Source organism: Pedobacter sp. (assembly GCF_031119335.1).
Lineage (GTDB): Bacteria > Bacteroidota > Bacteroidia > Sphingobacteriales > Sphingobacteriaceae > Pedobacter.
In genome coordinates, this window is record NZ_JAVHXT010000003.1 from 33,378 (window position 1) to 47,313 (window position 13,936).

Here is a 13,936-nt window from a genome sequence, read left to right on the forward strand (position 1 = left end):
ATAGAAGAATGCGATGATTTGAGAATGACGTAAATCATAAAAAAGCCACAGATGCACAGATTATTTCTCAATAATTTGTGCATCTGCGGCTACGAAAATTAGCTAATCATCACATTAACCAATTATCAATTCTATTTCTTTCCCAAGAATGATTTTAACATCCAAATGGTTTTTTCCTTAAACTGCATGAAACGATTTACCATATCATTAGAACCATCGTCCCCAGCTTTATCAGTAGCATCTAACAAGTCTCGCTCCAATTCAATCAACTTGGTCATATCATCTAAAATAGCTTCAACCATAGCGGTATCAGCCAGACCAATGGTATCAATTTCTTTAATAGTAGATTCCTTAATATAATCTGCAAAACGGCTATGCGGTGGTTTACCCAAGGTTAGTACACGCTCGGCAATTTCATCGATAGTTAGTTGAGCGTTGGTATAAAGTTCCTCAAACTTTAGATGTAGCGTAAAAAAGCTCTGACCTTTTACATTCCAGTGGCAGCCTCTTAGTTTTTGGTAATGGATGTGATAGTTTGCTAAATATTCGTTCAACATATCAACCACTGGTTTAACCTGTTTTTCTGTTAAGTTTATTTCTTTTGCTGACATAATAACATTGATTTTAATAGTACCAAGTTAACAAAACATAAATGAATTAGTTTGACGTTAATCACTTATCGAGATAATAGAATACAAAATGTTACCGTTTAGTTACAATGTTAGCGTTCCTATATATTATTCGTATAATTGTACCTCCAAAAAATAGAAATATAGATGTTAAAAAGATATATTTTAATCGCCGCTCTGCTGTGCTCTAGTGTTGCGTATGCCAATAAGCCAGTAGATTCAATCGGTGTAGAAAACAATAACGGCAAGAAATTAATCCTTCATAAAGTAGATCCAAAAGAAAGTTACTATTCAATATCAAGAAGATACAATGTTAACGTAAAGGATATACAAAACTATAACAACAATGTAGGGTTGCAAATTGGCACCATCATCAAAGTACCTACGGATATTCCATTTAGCCAAGCTACTACTGCTGCTACTAAATCGCCTTCAATTAATGCTACCAGTTTTTTTGATTATACAGTTGCTGCCAAAGACAATTTAAATTTAATAGCTGAAAAATTTGCCACTACCGTTGCAGACATCAGAAAACTGAACAATTTAACAGGGAACAATTTACAAGTTGGACAAGTTTTGAAAGTACCATTTACGAAGACTGGGAATGTTGCACCACCTTCGCCCGCGGTTACTAAACAAGCTGAAACACCTCCACCAACGGTGGCTGCCAATTTAGTCACAGAACATACCGTTAAACCAAAAGAATATTTAGGTGTAATTGCCAAACAATATGGCATTACAGTAGAAGAACTTAAGGAAGCAAACAATTTAAGTTCAAATAACTTGAGTATTGGTCAAATTTTAAAGATACCAGTTAAAACAAGTGGCGAACAAGTGCAAACCACTCCTACCCAAAGCATACCTACTCCGGCTCCAGTTAAGCCAGTAGAAACGAAAACATCTGAGTCTGTTGTTTCCACTCCGCAGGTTAACACTAAAACCGATCCAAGCTTTGAACATATTGTGACAACAGGAGAAACAATTTATTCTATTGCACAAAAATACCAGTTAACTACTTACCAGATTAAGACTTTCAATAATTTAAGTTCTAATGATCTTACAGTTGGACAAAAATTGATTATCAAAGGCGAAAAACCAGCGGCAGTTGTTGCAGCTAACAATGATAATGACGAACCAACAGAAGGCAGTGAAACTTTAAAAAATCCAAACCTGAAACGACCTGCCGCAGTGTACGGATTAAATAAAATTGAGGAAAAAGGTACTGCAGTTTGGATCAGCGATCCAGATCTTGACGCAAATAAAATGCTTATTCTACATCGTACTGCACCAGTGGGTACCATTATACAAATTACCAATCCCATGACTAATAGATCTACCTTTGCTAAAGTTGTGGGTAAATTCACTGAAAACGAAACTACAAAAGACGTAATCATAGTAATGACTAAAGCAGTAGCTGATGCAGTTGGCGCATTAGACAAACGTTTTTTCTGTAATCTAACCTATGGTCCAAAAGAAAATGACAAATAATAAACCTGTAATTATCGGTATTGCTGGCGGTAGTGGTTCTGGCAAAACATTCTTTTTACATAGCTTTCTTCATCATTTTAAAACAGATGAAGTTACTTTGGTTTCGCAAGATGATTATTATATACCTGCCGGAGAAATGACGCAGGAAGAAAACAAATTGTACAACTTCGATCTGCCAAGCACTATTGACGACCAGCAGTTTTTACTGGATATCAAAAAATTGATCAATGGAGAAACTGTCTACAAAAAGGAATACAACTTTAACAATCCGCTGGCAGTAACTAAAATCTTAGAAATTCATCCAGCCCCCATCATCATAGTTGAAGGGCTTTTCATTCTACACTTTACAGAAATACATAAGCTTATCGATTATAAAATCTTTATAGAAGCTGATGAGAACATCGCCTTAGAAAGAAGAATACAAAGAGATGGCATTGAACGTGGCTATCCGGAGGATGACGTGCTTTATAAATGGCATAACCACGTAGTTCCAGCTTACAAAGAGTATTTATTGCCGTACAAAGAAACCTGCAATCATTTAGTATTTAATAACTCTAACGAGGCAGATGACATTATCCGCATTACGGAAGAGATGTCGGCAGAGTTTAAGAAAAACTATTGCAGTTAATAACAGAAAAATATGATAGTTGAAGCGCCAAATTTGGCGCTTTTCTTTTTTTATAAAGTTTCTACTGTTACTTAAAAAGTTTCAAAATGTTATTTTTTAACTTTTGATTTGTTTTATTTTTTTAAAAATCGTTTATTTGATGATAAAATCAACCAAAAATCACCGAACCAAATCAATAAACGAAACTTAATCCATGTCTAAAGTAGCCAGTGCCTTAAAATCCGCCAGCGAAACCAAAGCCTTAATTATTGGGCAAGATGTATTAAAATTAACCTCAAAACTATTTAAAGAGCAGTTTCCCAACAAGAAAGCTATTATAGTTGCTGATACCACCACATTTGAAATTGCCGGAAAAACAGTAATGAAACAATTTGAAAGCGAAGGCATTGAACAAGAAACAGCTTACATCTATACCGACACAGAACTTTACGCAGAATACAAATATGTTGATGAACTGGTTGACGCATTAAAGCAACACGATGCGATACCGGTAGCCGTTGGTTCTGGTACCATCAACGACCTGACCAAATTAGCTGCGTATTTAACAGACCGCCCCTATTTATGTGTTGCTACAGCAGCTTCAATGGATGGCTATACTGCTTTCGGAGCTTCTATCACCGCAAATGGCGCTAAACAAACGTTCAATTGCCCTGCACCACAAGCTTGTCTAGCGGATATCGACATTTTAAGTGCTGCACCAACAGAAATGACAGCCTCGGGCTATGCCGATTTATTTGCTAAAGTAACTGCCGGTGCCGATTGGATTTTGGCCGACGCATTAAATGTAGAACCTATCGATGAAACGGCTTGGTCTATTGTACAGAATGGCTTACACGAAGCGCTTGCTGATCCAAAAGGAACTAAAGATGGTGACACTAATGCAGTTACGCAGTTAACAGAGGGATTAATGCTGGGTGGTTTTGCAATGCAGTGGTCTAAATCGAGTAGACCAGCTTCTGGTGCCGAGCATCAATTTAGTCACCTTTGGAATATGGAACACCACCTTAATAACGGCGAGCACATTTCACATGGTTTTCAGGTGAGTATTGGTACTTTAGCTATAACCGCATTGTATGATGTGGTGCTGAAAACAGATTTTGAAAAGCTCGATATACAGGCTGCATTGAAACAATGGCCAACTCTTGATGAATTAAAGAAGCAATCACTAGCCATCTTCGAAGGATCAGATTTTCCGGAGATTGGATGGCAAGAAACTAAGGCTAAATACATCGATCATCAAGAATTAGAAAAGCAATTACAAACTTTAAAAGATAACTGGGCTATAATGAAGCAGAAATTAGCGCAACAGATTGTACCTTTTGAAGAAGCGAAAGCACGTTTAGCCACCGTTGGCGCACCAACCGAACCAGAGCATATTGGTATCGGCAGAGAAAAACTCAAAGAAACATTTGTAAGAGCACAGTATATTAGAAGAAGATTTACGATACTTGATTTGGCAGTAAGAACTGGCTACCTTGACCAATGGCTCGATCAGCTTTTTGGAAAAGACGGCATCTGGAAGATTTAAGTAAAATGCTAATTGCAATTAACCAGTTTAACGATCTAACAGTTAACCCAAAATGAATCAAGAACAAACCACTCCAAACGACACAAAAACAGCCAAACTGTTTAAATACTGGCAAACTAGAACTATTGTAGCCACCATGATTGGCTATGCCTTATTCTATTTCGTGCGCAAAAACTTCTCTTTTGCTATACCAGGGCTAACGGCAGAATTTGGCATTACCAAAACAAGTTTCGGTATCATCATGACTTTGGTAACCATTGTTTATGGGGTGTCAAGGTTTTTAAATGGCGTATTGGCAGATAGGGTAAATGCCCGCTACCACATGTCTATCGGTTTATTCCTCTGTGCCGTGGCAAATTTTGCATTTGGCTGGGGTGCCGATTTAAGCACCATATTTACCGGAGAAACTGGCGGACCAATGTTCACCAACACCATGGTACTTATATTCGGCGTTATTTTAATCATCAACAACTTAATCCAAGGCAGCGGCTTCCCTCCTGTGGCACGCTTGTTAACGCACTGGATCCCACAAAACGAGCTAGCTACAAAAATGTCGATTTGGAATACCTCACATTCCATTGGCGCAGCTTTAGTTGCAATTCTAGCTGGCTACATTATGGGCACTATGGGTACAAACATGAGCAACAACCCTGAAATTGTTGCCTCTATCGCTGCGAACTTGAAAGTAGACCCAACAGATGCGGAGAAAATGAAAAGCGTAATCGAATCTGCTTCTCATTACGCAGCTTGGAAATGGTGTTTCTGGATCCCAGCTGCCATCGCTTTAGTAGGTTCTATCGGATTATTCGTTGGCTTGCGAGATACTCCTTCTTCTGTCGGTTTGCCCGAACTACACAAAATACACAAAAAAGGAAAAGACTCTTCTGCCGAATTTAAAGCATTCGTTAGCAAACACGTATATCGTAATAAATGGATTTGGATATTAGGTATTGCTAATTTCTTCGTATACGTAGTTCGTTTTGCTGTACTAGATTGGGGACCTACATTTCTAAAGGAAGCACACGGAATGACCCTAAGCAACGCTGGCTGGACAGTGGCAGTATTCGAGATCTTCGGAATTTTAGGAATGCTTGCAGCCGGATGGGTTACCGATAAATATCTAGCCGGAAAAGCACATCGTACCTCTCTTTACTGTATGATTGGCGTGGCGGTGTTTATGACCATCTTTTTATACCTTCCAGATAGCAGCCCGCAATGGGTAATGATTTTTGTATTAGCCATGTGCGGATTTTTTATCTACGGGCCGCAAGCGCTAATCGGTATCGCGGCAGCAAACCAAGCTACCAACAGAGCTGCCGCAACAGCAAACGGTTTAACAGGCTTATTTGGGTACGCTAGCGGTTTAGTTTCTGGCGTTGGTATCGGCGCTATGGTAGATGCGCTCAGCAAAACAAATCCAGACAATGCTTGGGATTATGTATTCATAATGATGATTGGAATGGCCATACTTTGCGTATTTATTTTCGCACTAATGTGGAAAGCCAAAGCACACGGTTACGATGAACTAGAAACAAAAGCACACTAATTGAAACAATGACAACTACTTCAGATATTACAACACAATTAAAAAACATCAAGCATTTTGCACTCGATATGGATGGTACCATCTATAACGGCAGCACCTTATTTCCGTTTACCAATAGCTTTTTAAACTACCTAAAAGCTAACGGCATCGGTTATTCATTTTTAACCAATAACCCGTCTAAGAGCACAGCAGATTACCTCAAGCATTTAGAAAAAATGGGTATTCCGGCTACAAAGGAAGAGATGTATACTTCGGCCGTAGCAACTATCAACTATATCAAAAACCATCATCCAGCTATCAAAAAACTATTCATATTGGGCACTCCAAGTATGGTTAAAGAGTTTGAAGAGGCTGGTTTCATCTCTACGGCAGATAGCGCTGATGATAAACCAAATGCTTTGGTAGTAGGTTTCGATACGTCGTTAATTTATTCAAGACTTTGCCGAGCCGCCTATTGGGCTAGTCAGCAATTACCTTATTTTGCTACCAATCCAGATTGGGTTTGCCCTACAGACCAGCCGAACATTTTGGTAGATTGTGGTTCAATTTGCGCCTGCATTGAGGGTGCCACCAAAAGAAATCCAGATATTGTGATCGGCAAACCAGACCCAGGTATGCTAGATGGAATTATTCAAAAATACAATCTGCAGCCCAACGAAATTGCCATGGTTGGAGATAGGATTTATACCGATGTGCAAATGGCAAAAAATGCTGGTGCATTGGGTATTTTGGTTTTATCGGGCGAAGCTACAGCCAAAGATGTGCAACAAGCCACTACGAAGCCTGATATCGTAGCTAAAGATTTGGCAGAAATTCAAGAGTTATTAGAGCATGGCAAAGGCTAGTTCCATTTTTAGAAAAGCAAATTCAGGATTACTATTCTCGTAAGTCCCGCTTTTCTTTCCAAGTTTTTTGTGAATGCTAATGATATTCTAAGACTTCGTAAGTTTAACTTTTCAGCTATCATTATTTTTCAATGGTAAAGTTGAGAGCTACGCCGTTTAAAAACTTACGAAGTCTAGATATTGCTCCAAAAAAGTTTTCCAATTCAATCGGGTTTAGACAACCAAAAACCTGTTCAAAGGTCTAGATTATTTCATAATTTCCGCACTCTTGAACAGAAAAACACCAAAGCTACAAGGGTACAAGAAAGAGTTGCCATCGTTGGCGTCCTCGCCAACGTTTATCTGTCTAGCCTTCGTAATCGCCCTTCGTGATCTTCAATCACCAAGCCCTATCTCCCCTATTTGCAATCCGTTCCCTACTCCAGACTAAATATTAGTGTCAATTTTAAAATTCATTATTCAATCATTCTTCAAAGGGGTAACATTTTTCATTTCATCTTGATTAAATATTAAATGCCACTATTGGCGAAACAATTAAGAACAGAATGTTAAACGAAAAATAAGAAATTATGAAAAGATTTTCACTTGCATTAATGTTACTAGGATTTACATTTTTAGCAGCCGCACAAGAAAAGCCAAGCGGAGATTTTCAAATAGGGTTACAAGGAGGAATTAGTCAGCCGATTGGCAAATACAAAACCATTGGCGATACCAAATTAGGTTTCCACTCGGGTTTATTCTTCGATAAGTATTTTAAAGGCAACAAATTTGGTTTAGGAATTGACGCTCGTTTTATCCAAAATGGCATTAACCAAGCCGATAGTGTGATATTCGCCAACGGCTACATTGTCACAGATTACAAAAACAAACCTCGCTTTCAAGATTACCTTTTCACTTTTGGACCCAGCTACAAAATCACTAAAAACAACTTCCATGCAGAGCTTTATTTACGTGGTGGAGTAATGATGCAAAACTTTCCAGAGTACACCACTACCTTAACTTACAGAAATGCATTAGGCACTTTTAATCACGATATCAAATACACCACCAACGATGCCAGTAACAAAGCAAACAGTTGGGCTGGTGTGGGTGGTTTGCGTCTAAACTACAAGATTGCACCTAAAATTGCTTTGTTCGCTCACGTAGATTACGTACAAACCTTTGGCACAACTTTCGGCAACAAACCAAGCAGATTTACCATCGAAAGAAGTGTTGAACATACCCCGATAGACCTAGCAGTAGGTGTTAAAAATGGCATATTAGACCACTACAACGAAGTTAGGGTAAGAGAAAACACCTTGCATAAAACTATCAATGCCGGTGCTGGTATTAAATTCATTTTCGGCGGAAGTAAAAAACCTGCTCCAGCAAAAGACCCTGTTGCTAAATACGAAGACGTGGTTAAGCCTTTGGTGGCCTCAAAAGATTTGCAAATTGTGGTTAAGGATAAACAAACTGGCTTAGCTTTAAGTGGTGTTACTGTAAGCGTAAAAGGTGGCAATATCGATGAAAAATCTATTACAGATGTAAACGGACAAGCACAAAAAATTGCCAAAATATCTTCAGGTACCTACCGAGTAGTTGGCGAGAAAAACGGCATTAAAACACCATTGCTAACTTTAACCGAAGAAGATTTCAAATCTAGCTCTGCAATAATCTTCAAAGAAATCTATCATGACGACCCTAGATTTACCTTAATAGGAGAAACTTTCGATTGTAATAAAGGTAGCAATTTGTCAAGCATCAACACTGTTTTAACGAATACCAGTTCTAAAACCAATGTTGGTCAAATCTCAGATGTGCAAGGCAAATTCATCTATCAATTAGAAGCACAATCAGACTTTACGGTGGTGGCTAATCATCAAGGTAGATATTCGCAAACTGAATTAGTAACCACCAAAGGCTTGGATAGAAGCAAAACACTTTATGTAACCTTAAAATTAGGTGTTTGCGAATTGGCAACTGGCAGTCAGTGGGTATTGAAAAACATCTTGTACGATTTCGATAAATCAAATATCCGTACAGATGCAGCTGTAATTTTAGATAATGTAGTTGCCATTATGAAACAAAACCCATCGTTAAAAATCGAGCTGTCTTCTCACACAGATAGCAGAGGTAACGATGCTTACAACATGAAATTATCTCAACAACGTGCAGATGCAGCAGTAAATTATTTAGTAGCTAATGGCATTGCAAAAAGCAGATTAGTTGCCAAAGGTTACGGTGAAACCAAACTGACCAACAACTGCGGAAACGGGACGAACTGTTCAGATGCAGAACATCAAGCTAATAGAAGAACAGAGATTAAAGTATTGAACTTCTAAATCTTCTACACAAACAAAGCCCCGATAGTATTATTTCTAACGGGGCTTTGTTTTTAGACGTATAATTGAATATAATTAAGCTTTTCTTACGTTTACAGCCTGAGGTCCTTTTTTACCTTCAGCTACTTCAAATTCCACATCATCGTTTTCCTTAATTCCATTAATGCCGCCTTCTACATCCTTAAAATGTACAAAAATTTCTTTGCCTGAGTCTTGAGAGATAAACCCATAACCTTTTTCGGTATTAAACCATTTTACTTTTCCGGTACTCATTTAGTTCTATATTTTTAAATTGATAATCTTATTAACGTAAATCTAACGAATTATAATTAACAATCAAGTGCTTAATAATTATTTATTGGGTTGCGGCGTAGTCCTTAAATATGGTTTAATAACCTTGTGACCTTTCGGAAATTTAGCAGGTATGTCTTCAGTTTTGATGCTGTTAACTACAATTACATCTTCGCCATCTTTCCAATCTGCGGGCGTGGCTACACTGTAATTAGCGGTTAACTGCAACGAATCTATTACTCGTATAACTTCGTTAAAGTTTCTGCCCGTAGAAGCTGGATAAGTGATGATCAGCTTCACTTTTTTATCTGGGCCAATCACGAACAACGAACGAACTGTTAAAGTTTCTGACGCATTCGGATGAATCATGTCATACAAATTAGCTACAGTTTTATCAGAGTCTGCAATAATTGGAAAGTCAACGTTAGTGTTCTGCGTTTCATTAATGTCTTTAATCCAACCTAAATGCGAATCAACTGGATCTACACTTAGCGCTAGAACTTTTACATTTCTTTGATCAAATTCGCCCTTTAAAGCAGCAGTTCTGCCTAATTCTGTAGTACAAACTGGTGTATAATCTGCCGGATGCGAAAATAAAACTCCCCAACTATCGCCTAAGTATTCATAAAAGTCTATTTCACCTATAGACGTTGTAGCCTTAAAATTCGGAGCTATATCCCCTATTCGTAAACTCATAGTGTTATTTTTAAAATGAAAAATCGTTTAATTATAAATTCAAGTTACAAAACCAACGTGATTTTTGCAATGGGTAAACTACGCGATTAGTCGAACAAACCACCTTGCTTTCCCAAAAACTTAATTCTTGGCAGCTTGCTCCCTAACTTTTGGTTGAACTGTTCAATCGTATAATCCGCAATTAGAGGTGTATCGCTTTCATCATGCTGATGCAAAAAGAAGTAAATCTCTTCCAACCCTTTGTCTATCCAATCTGCTAATCTTTCTACCCAATCATCTACCCTTTTCATATCAGAGCTTTCTAAAAACTTACCTCCGTTTCCAACAAAGCGTATAAAAGCTTTTGGTGTCGGTAACTCCATGTGTAAACAATCTCGCCTACCACTTGCATCAGTTATTGCGGCTCCTACCTTTAAATCTGCCAACATCGAAAACAAAGCTTTTCTATCATCAGCGTTAGCAAACCATTCTTCATGGCGTACTTCTAAAAACAAATTAAAATCACGAGGTAAGGATTCCAAATAACTTTCTAAAACGGGTAAGTTTTTTGGACCGAAATTATCTCCCAACTGCAAAAAACATGGACCGAGTTTATCGCCAAATGCGCTAATTGCTTTTAAATACAAGTCAGTTTCTGCCTGTGCATTATTGAGACGTTTTATATGTGTAATCCCTCTAGAAAACTTCGGACAAAACAAAAAATCTGCTCGCTTGTCCGCCATTTCTTTCCATTTCAATATCTGCTCTTCTTTCGGAATACCATAGAAAACTGCGTTCAGCTCAATAGAATTGAAATGATTTACATATTCGCCCAAGAAATCCTTTTCTTTGGTTTTAGGCGGATAAATTAGGTTTAGCCATTCCTTTCTGCCCCATTTAGCACAGCCTACAAAAAACTTTGGGTCTTTCGCAGCCTTACCTTTCAGCGTACGCTTTGTTTGTTCGCCATCTAGTGGTAGGCTAAAATCGATCTGCTCTATTTCGTTGGGTTCAACTCTTCCAAATTCCATGCTTTAAATATAGTTAGTTAGCCACAGATGCACAGATATTATTTCATCATTATATATTACAAAGTAATATCTGTGCATCTGTGGCATAATAAAAAGTAAAAACCCCGAATACAATTAAATGTTTCGGGGTTCATCCTTAATTATAAAATAACTTAGTTGTTATTGTAAACTTTAATCATGAAAACATAATCTTGCAGTTTTTCAAACTGTCTGTCACGCTTCAAACCTTTCAATGCGCTCTTTTTACCGTAAGACACTCGTCTGCTTAATGAATCTTGCGGAATAGCATTTAAAGCTTCCATGATATATTTAGACTTCACTGCAAAAGTAGCACCATCTGTTTTGTTTTCTTTACCATTAATGATACCTACAACATTACCATTATTATCTAACAACGGACCACCACTATTACCTGGATTTACAGGGATAGCCACCTGATAGGCCAAAGTATCGCCGTTGATACCATTTTTAGCACTTACATAACCGTCGCCTAATACAATTTCATCTTTAGGGAAACCTAAGGTGAATACTGTTTCACCAACGCCAGAAGCACCTTTTTTAATAGTGTAAGGTAAAGTAGGTAAATTATCGAAAGATTTATCGTTAATTTTTAAGATCGCAATATCATTTACTGGGTCAGTATAAATAGACTGTACTTTGTACGAACCTTTGCTATTTTGTACATGAACAGAATCCGCTCCGCGAACAACATGGTAGTTAGTCACAATATAACCGTTACCAGAAATAGCGAAACCAGAACCACCAAATCGAGGTCTGCTTCCAGTGTTGTTGTTTCTATTGTCGGTTTTGATAGATTTAATATCTCTAATTAAACCACTTTGAGAACGCTTAATCTGTGCCATATCTTGGCTCATTGCCTGGAAAGTACCAGCCTGTTTATTGTTATTTTGTATAGAATACAAAGAAACCATTGCCAGCAAAATAAATGAAGCAGCAATAGCCACAGCAGATTTACTACCTCTCCACAACCTCACCAATTTAGACGGATGAGGTTTCAACTCTTCGGTCAACGACACTACATCGATATGAGCATGTGCAGCATCCATTTGTTCTTTTAGCTTAACAATGTGTGCATACTGCGCCATCGACTCTAAAAAAACCTTATGAGCCACCACCTTATGGTCTACCATCGGATCGTTGTTTCGCAATTGCTCAAAAGCAACACGCTCCTCATGTGTTAATTTACCATTTAGGTAATCTTCAATAATAGCCTCTAATTCTAAATCTTGTCTCATCTCTATGATTGAAAAAATAATTTCTTTAATCGCTGTAAGCACTTATACTTCTGCGTTTTGGCATTATCCGCATTGGTATAGCCAAACTTTTCGCAAATCTCCTGCATCGATTGGTTGTTAATGTAAAAATCTTCGATAATTGTTTTGCAAGGTTCGCCCAAGCTCTCCAATGCCACTTTCATCTTATCAAACTGCATGTCCTTTTGTTCATGCTGTTCCATATCTTCCTCTACAATCAACACATCCTCAAAATCAGATATATTGCTGGTTTTCTTGCTATGCTGTGCCAGTTTCTTCAACCAAATCCTCCTACTTACAGAATAGATATAAGTCTTTAATTTACTGCTCAACTCAAAATCACCACTTTTTATCTTATTATAAAGAACAATAATGGCCTCCTGATAAACATCCTTTGCATCATCTTCATCGCCATTGTTATTTAAAATAAACTGTAGCACCATCGGAAAATACGATACATACAATTTATTTAATGCCTCTACCGAGTTATTGAGTATGCCTAAAACAACCTCTCTATCTGTTGGTAACGAACTGCTTAACTTTATACTCACTTATTAATACAATTAAATTCAAATGGTAACCCAATAATAATCAAAAAAAATAACCGACTTAAATTTTCAGTCCGAAATCTATATTTTGAAAAGCAAATGTACTACTACTTATTTTGTGTAGCCCCGCTTTCCGCTTAATCTTTTTGTTTGGCTTACCCGTCATTCCAAGTAAATAGTAAGCTATTTTTATCTACTATAACTAACAGATCCTTCACTAGCGTTCAGGATGACAGCACGTAAAAAACAAAAAGTATTACACGTCAATCGGGTTTATGATACAAAAGCCTATACAAAACACTTAATTTAATACCCAAAGCGCAAATAAGTAACCTAAAATGCCGCCATAAAAAATATTTTATTTTTTTTCTAAAACATTAGGTTACCTTTTTACCTTTGCGGCATTAAGAGTAAAATTAATAATTTAAAAACATGAAAAACTTATTCAAATTCGGCTTCTTAGCTTTAGCTTTATCTTTAACTGTAGTTGCTTGTTCATCAGAAAAAGCTGCTGAAGGTACTGATACAACTGCTGTTGATACTACTGTAGTAGATACTACTGTTGTTGACACTACTGTAGCTGTTGATACTACTGGTGCTGCTGCTCCAGCTGCTGCAACTCCTGCTAACTAGTCAATAGTTGAAATTATTTATAAAAGTCTCGGCCTTTGTCGGGACTTTTTTGTTTTAAAAAAACAAAAATTACATACTAACAATCAACAACTTACATTATAATATAAAAATAATTTATATTTTTTGGGTTACCTTTTTAAGATACCGGCATTAAGTTGTAATTAATTAATTAAAAAAGTTTAAACGAAAATTAAAATGAAAAACTTATTCAAATTTGGCTTCTTAGCATTAGCTTTATCTTTAACTGTAGTTGCTTGTTCTTCTGAGAACAAAGGCGAAGGTACTGACACTGTAGGTTCTGATACTACTATCACTGCTGATACTACTGTAACTGATACAGTTGTTACTACTGATACTACTGTTGTTGATACAACTAAAGCTGCTCACTAGTCAAATAGTAAAAAGCATAAGAAAGGCCCCGATTATATCGGGGCTTTTTTCGTTTACGGCATTTTCCTTTTTAGCTATGTTAATAGCCAACAAATGTTAACTTTGC

Annotated in this window: 14 protein-coding genes; 8 read left to right on the forward strand and 6 right to left on the reverse strand. The window is 37.2% G+C overall.

Going from position 1 to position 13,936, the window contains the following annotated elements:
* Nucleotides 1–131: 131 nt before the first annotated feature.
* Entirely contained in the window at nucleotides 132–611 is a 480-nt protein-coding gene (locus REI64_RS04045; RefSeq protein ID WP_308848818.1) for a DNA starvation/stationary phase protection protein, read from the reverse strand.
* Nucleotides 612–776: 165 nt separating this feature from the next.
* On the opposite strand from REI64_RS04045, the gene REI64_RS04050 reads away from it, so the two are divergent.
* The 6 genes from REI64_RS04050 to REI64_RS04075 all read left to right on the forward strand — a co-directional run bounded on the left by REI64_RS04050 (nucleotide 777) and on the right by REI64_RS04075 (nucleotide 8,988).
* On the forward strand, nucleotides 777–2,117 hold the full coding sequence (locus tag REI64_RS04050; protein WP_308848819.1) for a LysM peptidoglycan-binding domain-containing protein: 1,341 nt from the start codon (nucleotides 777–779) through the stop codon (nucleotides 2,115–2,117).
* Nucleotides 2,107–2,745, forward strand: a complete 639-nt coding sequence (locus tag REI64_RS04055) for a uridine kinase (RefSeq protein WP_308848820.1) — start codon at nucleotides 2,107–2,109, stop codon at nucleotides 2,743–2,745. The genes REI64_RS04050 and REI64_RS04055 overlap by 11 nt, the downstream gene beginning before the upstream one ends.
* A gap of 193 nt (nucleotides 2,746–2,938) precedes the next feature.
* Nucleotides 2,939–4,273: a sn-glycerol-1-phosphate dehydrogenase gene (locus tag REI64_RS04060; RefSeq protein ID WP_308848821.1), complete on the forward strand. Its 1,335-nt coding sequence runs from the start codon at nucleotides 2,939–2,941 to the stop codon at nucleotides 4,271–4,273.
* Nucleotides 4,274–4,325: 52 nt separating this feature from the next.
* Nucleotides 4,326–5,819, forward strand: coding sequence for an MFS transporter (locus REI64_RS04065; protein WP_308848822.1), 1,494 nt, complete (start codon nucleotides 4,326–4,328; stop codon nucleotides 5,817–5,819).
* Between the two features lie 8 nt (nucleotides 5,820–5,827).
* Nucleotides 5,828–6,664 carry an HAD-IIA family hydrolase gene (locus REI64_RS04070; protein WP_308848823.1) on the forward strand — a complete coding sequence of 279 codons (837 nt, stop codon included), beginning with the start codon at nucleotides 5,828–5,830 and terminating at the stop codon, nucleotides 6,662–6,664.
* A gap of 569 nt (nucleotides 6,665–7,233) precedes the next feature.
* Nucleotides 7,234–8,988 (forward strand): OmpA family protein, encoded by a 1,755-nt coding sequence (locus tag REI64_RS04075; RefSeq protein ID WP_308848824.1) that lies wholly within the window; start codon nucleotides 7,234–7,236, stop codon nucleotides 8,986–8,988.
* Nucleotides 8,989–9,063: 75 nt separating this feature from the next.
* Here the strand turns inward: REI64_RS04075 and REI64_RS04080 are convergent, their stop codons facing one another.
* The 5 genes from REI64_RS04080 to REI64_RS04100 form a co-directional block, all read right to left on the reverse strand.
* Nucleotides 9,064–9,261: a cold-shock protein gene (locus tag REI64_RS04080; RefSeq protein WP_308848825.1), complete on the reverse strand. Its 198-nt coding sequence runs from the start codon at nucleotides 9,259–9,261 to the stop codon at nucleotides 9,064–9,066.
* A 78-nt stretch (nucleotides 9,262–9,339) separates the two neighbouring features.
* Complete coding sequence (locus REI64_RS04085) at nucleotides 9,340–9,975, reverse strand: peroxiredoxin (protein ID WP_308848826.1); 636 nt, start codon at nucleotides 9,973–9,975, stop codon at nucleotides 9,340–9,342.
* An 86-nt stretch (nucleotides 9,976–10,061) separates the two neighbouring features.
* Complete coding sequence (locus REI64_RS04090) at nucleotides 10,062–10,985, reverse strand: DUF72 domain-containing protein (protein ID WP_308848827.1); 924 nt, start codon at nucleotides 10,983–10,985, stop codon at nucleotides 10,062–10,064.
* A 152-nt stretch (nucleotides 10,986–11,137) separates the two neighbouring features.
* Entirely contained in the window at nucleotides 11,138–12,241 is a 1,104-nt protein-coding gene (locus REI64_RS04095) for a serine protease (protein ID WP_308848828.1), read from the reverse strand.
* 2 nt (nucleotides 12,242–12,243) lie between these two features.
* Entirely contained in the window at nucleotides 12,244–12,810 is a 567-nt protein-coding gene (locus tag REI64_RS04100) for a sigma-70 family RNA polymerase sigma factor (protein ID WP_308848829.1), read from the reverse strand.
* 429 nt (nucleotides 12,811–13,239) lie between these two features.
* On the opposite strand from REI64_RS04100, the gene REI64_RS04105 reads away from it, so the two are divergent.
* A complete protein-coding gene (locus REI64_RS04105) occupies nucleotides 13,240–13,440 on the forward strand; it encodes a hypothetical protein (RefSeq protein ID WP_308848830.1) in 201 nt (66 codons plus the stop codon).
* A 195-nt stretch (nucleotides 13,441–13,635) separates the two neighbouring features.
* Nucleotides 13,636–13,830, forward strand: a complete 195-nt coding sequence (locus REI64_RS04110; RefSeq protein WP_308848831.1) for a hypothetical protein — start codon at nucleotides 13,636–13,638, stop codon at nucleotides 13,828–13,830.
* The last annotated feature ends 106 nt before the right edge of the window (nucleotides 13,831–13,936 follow it).

Bases quoted from the DNA above. Each gene is read 5' to 3' on its own strand.
- REI64_RS04075 (WP_308848824.1), top strand. From the start codon at position 7,234: ATGAAAAGATTTTCACTTGCATTAATGTTACTAGGATTTACATTTTTA.
- REI64_RS04065 (WP_308848822.1), top strand. From the start codon at position 4,326: ATGAATCAAGAACAAACCACTCCAAACGACACAAAAACAGCCAAACTG.
- REI64_RS04085 (WP_308848826.1), bottom strand. From the start codon at position 9,975: ATGAGTTTACGAATAGGGGATATAGCTCCGAATTTTAAGGCTACAACG.
- REI64_RS04070 (WP_308848823.1), top strand. From the start codon at position 5,828: ATGACAACTACTTCAGATATTACAACACAATTAAAAAACATCAAGCAT.
- REI64_RS04095 (WP_308848828.1), bottom strand. From the start codon at position 12,241: ATGAGACAAGATTTAGAATTAGAGGCTATTATTGAAGATTACCTAAAT.
- REI64_RS04090 (WP_308848827.1), bottom strand. From the start codon at position 10,985: ATGGAATTTGGAAGAGTTGAACCCAACGAAATAGAGCAGATCGATTTT.
- REI64_RS04045 (WP_308848818.1), bottom strand. From the start codon at position 611: ATGTCAGCAAAAGAAATAAACTTAACAGAAAAACAGGTTAAACCAGTG.
- REI64_RS04080 (WP_308848825.1), bottom strand. From the start codon at position 9,261: ATGAGTACCGGAAAAGTAAAATGGTTTAATACCGAAAAAGGTTATGGG.
- REI64_RS04105 (WP_308848830.1), top strand. From the start codon at position 13,240: ATGAAAAACTTATTCAAATTCGGCTTCTTAGCTTTAGCTTTATCTTTA.
- REI64_RS04110 (WP_308848831.1), top strand. From the start codon at position 13,636: ATGAAAAACTTATTCAAATTTGGCTTCTTAGCATTAGCTTTATCTTTA.
- REI64_RS04055 (WP_308848820.1), top strand. From the start codon at position 2,107: ATGACAAATAATAAACCTGTAATTATCGGTATTGCTGGCGGTAGTGGT.
- REI64_RS04050 (WP_308848819.1), top strand. From the start codon at position 777: ATGTTAAAAAGATATATTTTAATCGCCGCTCTGCTGTGCTCTAGTGTT.
- REI64_RS04060 (WP_308848821.1), top strand. From the start codon at position 2,939: ATGTCTAAAGTAGCCAGTGCCTTAAAATCCGCCAGCGAAACCAAAGCC.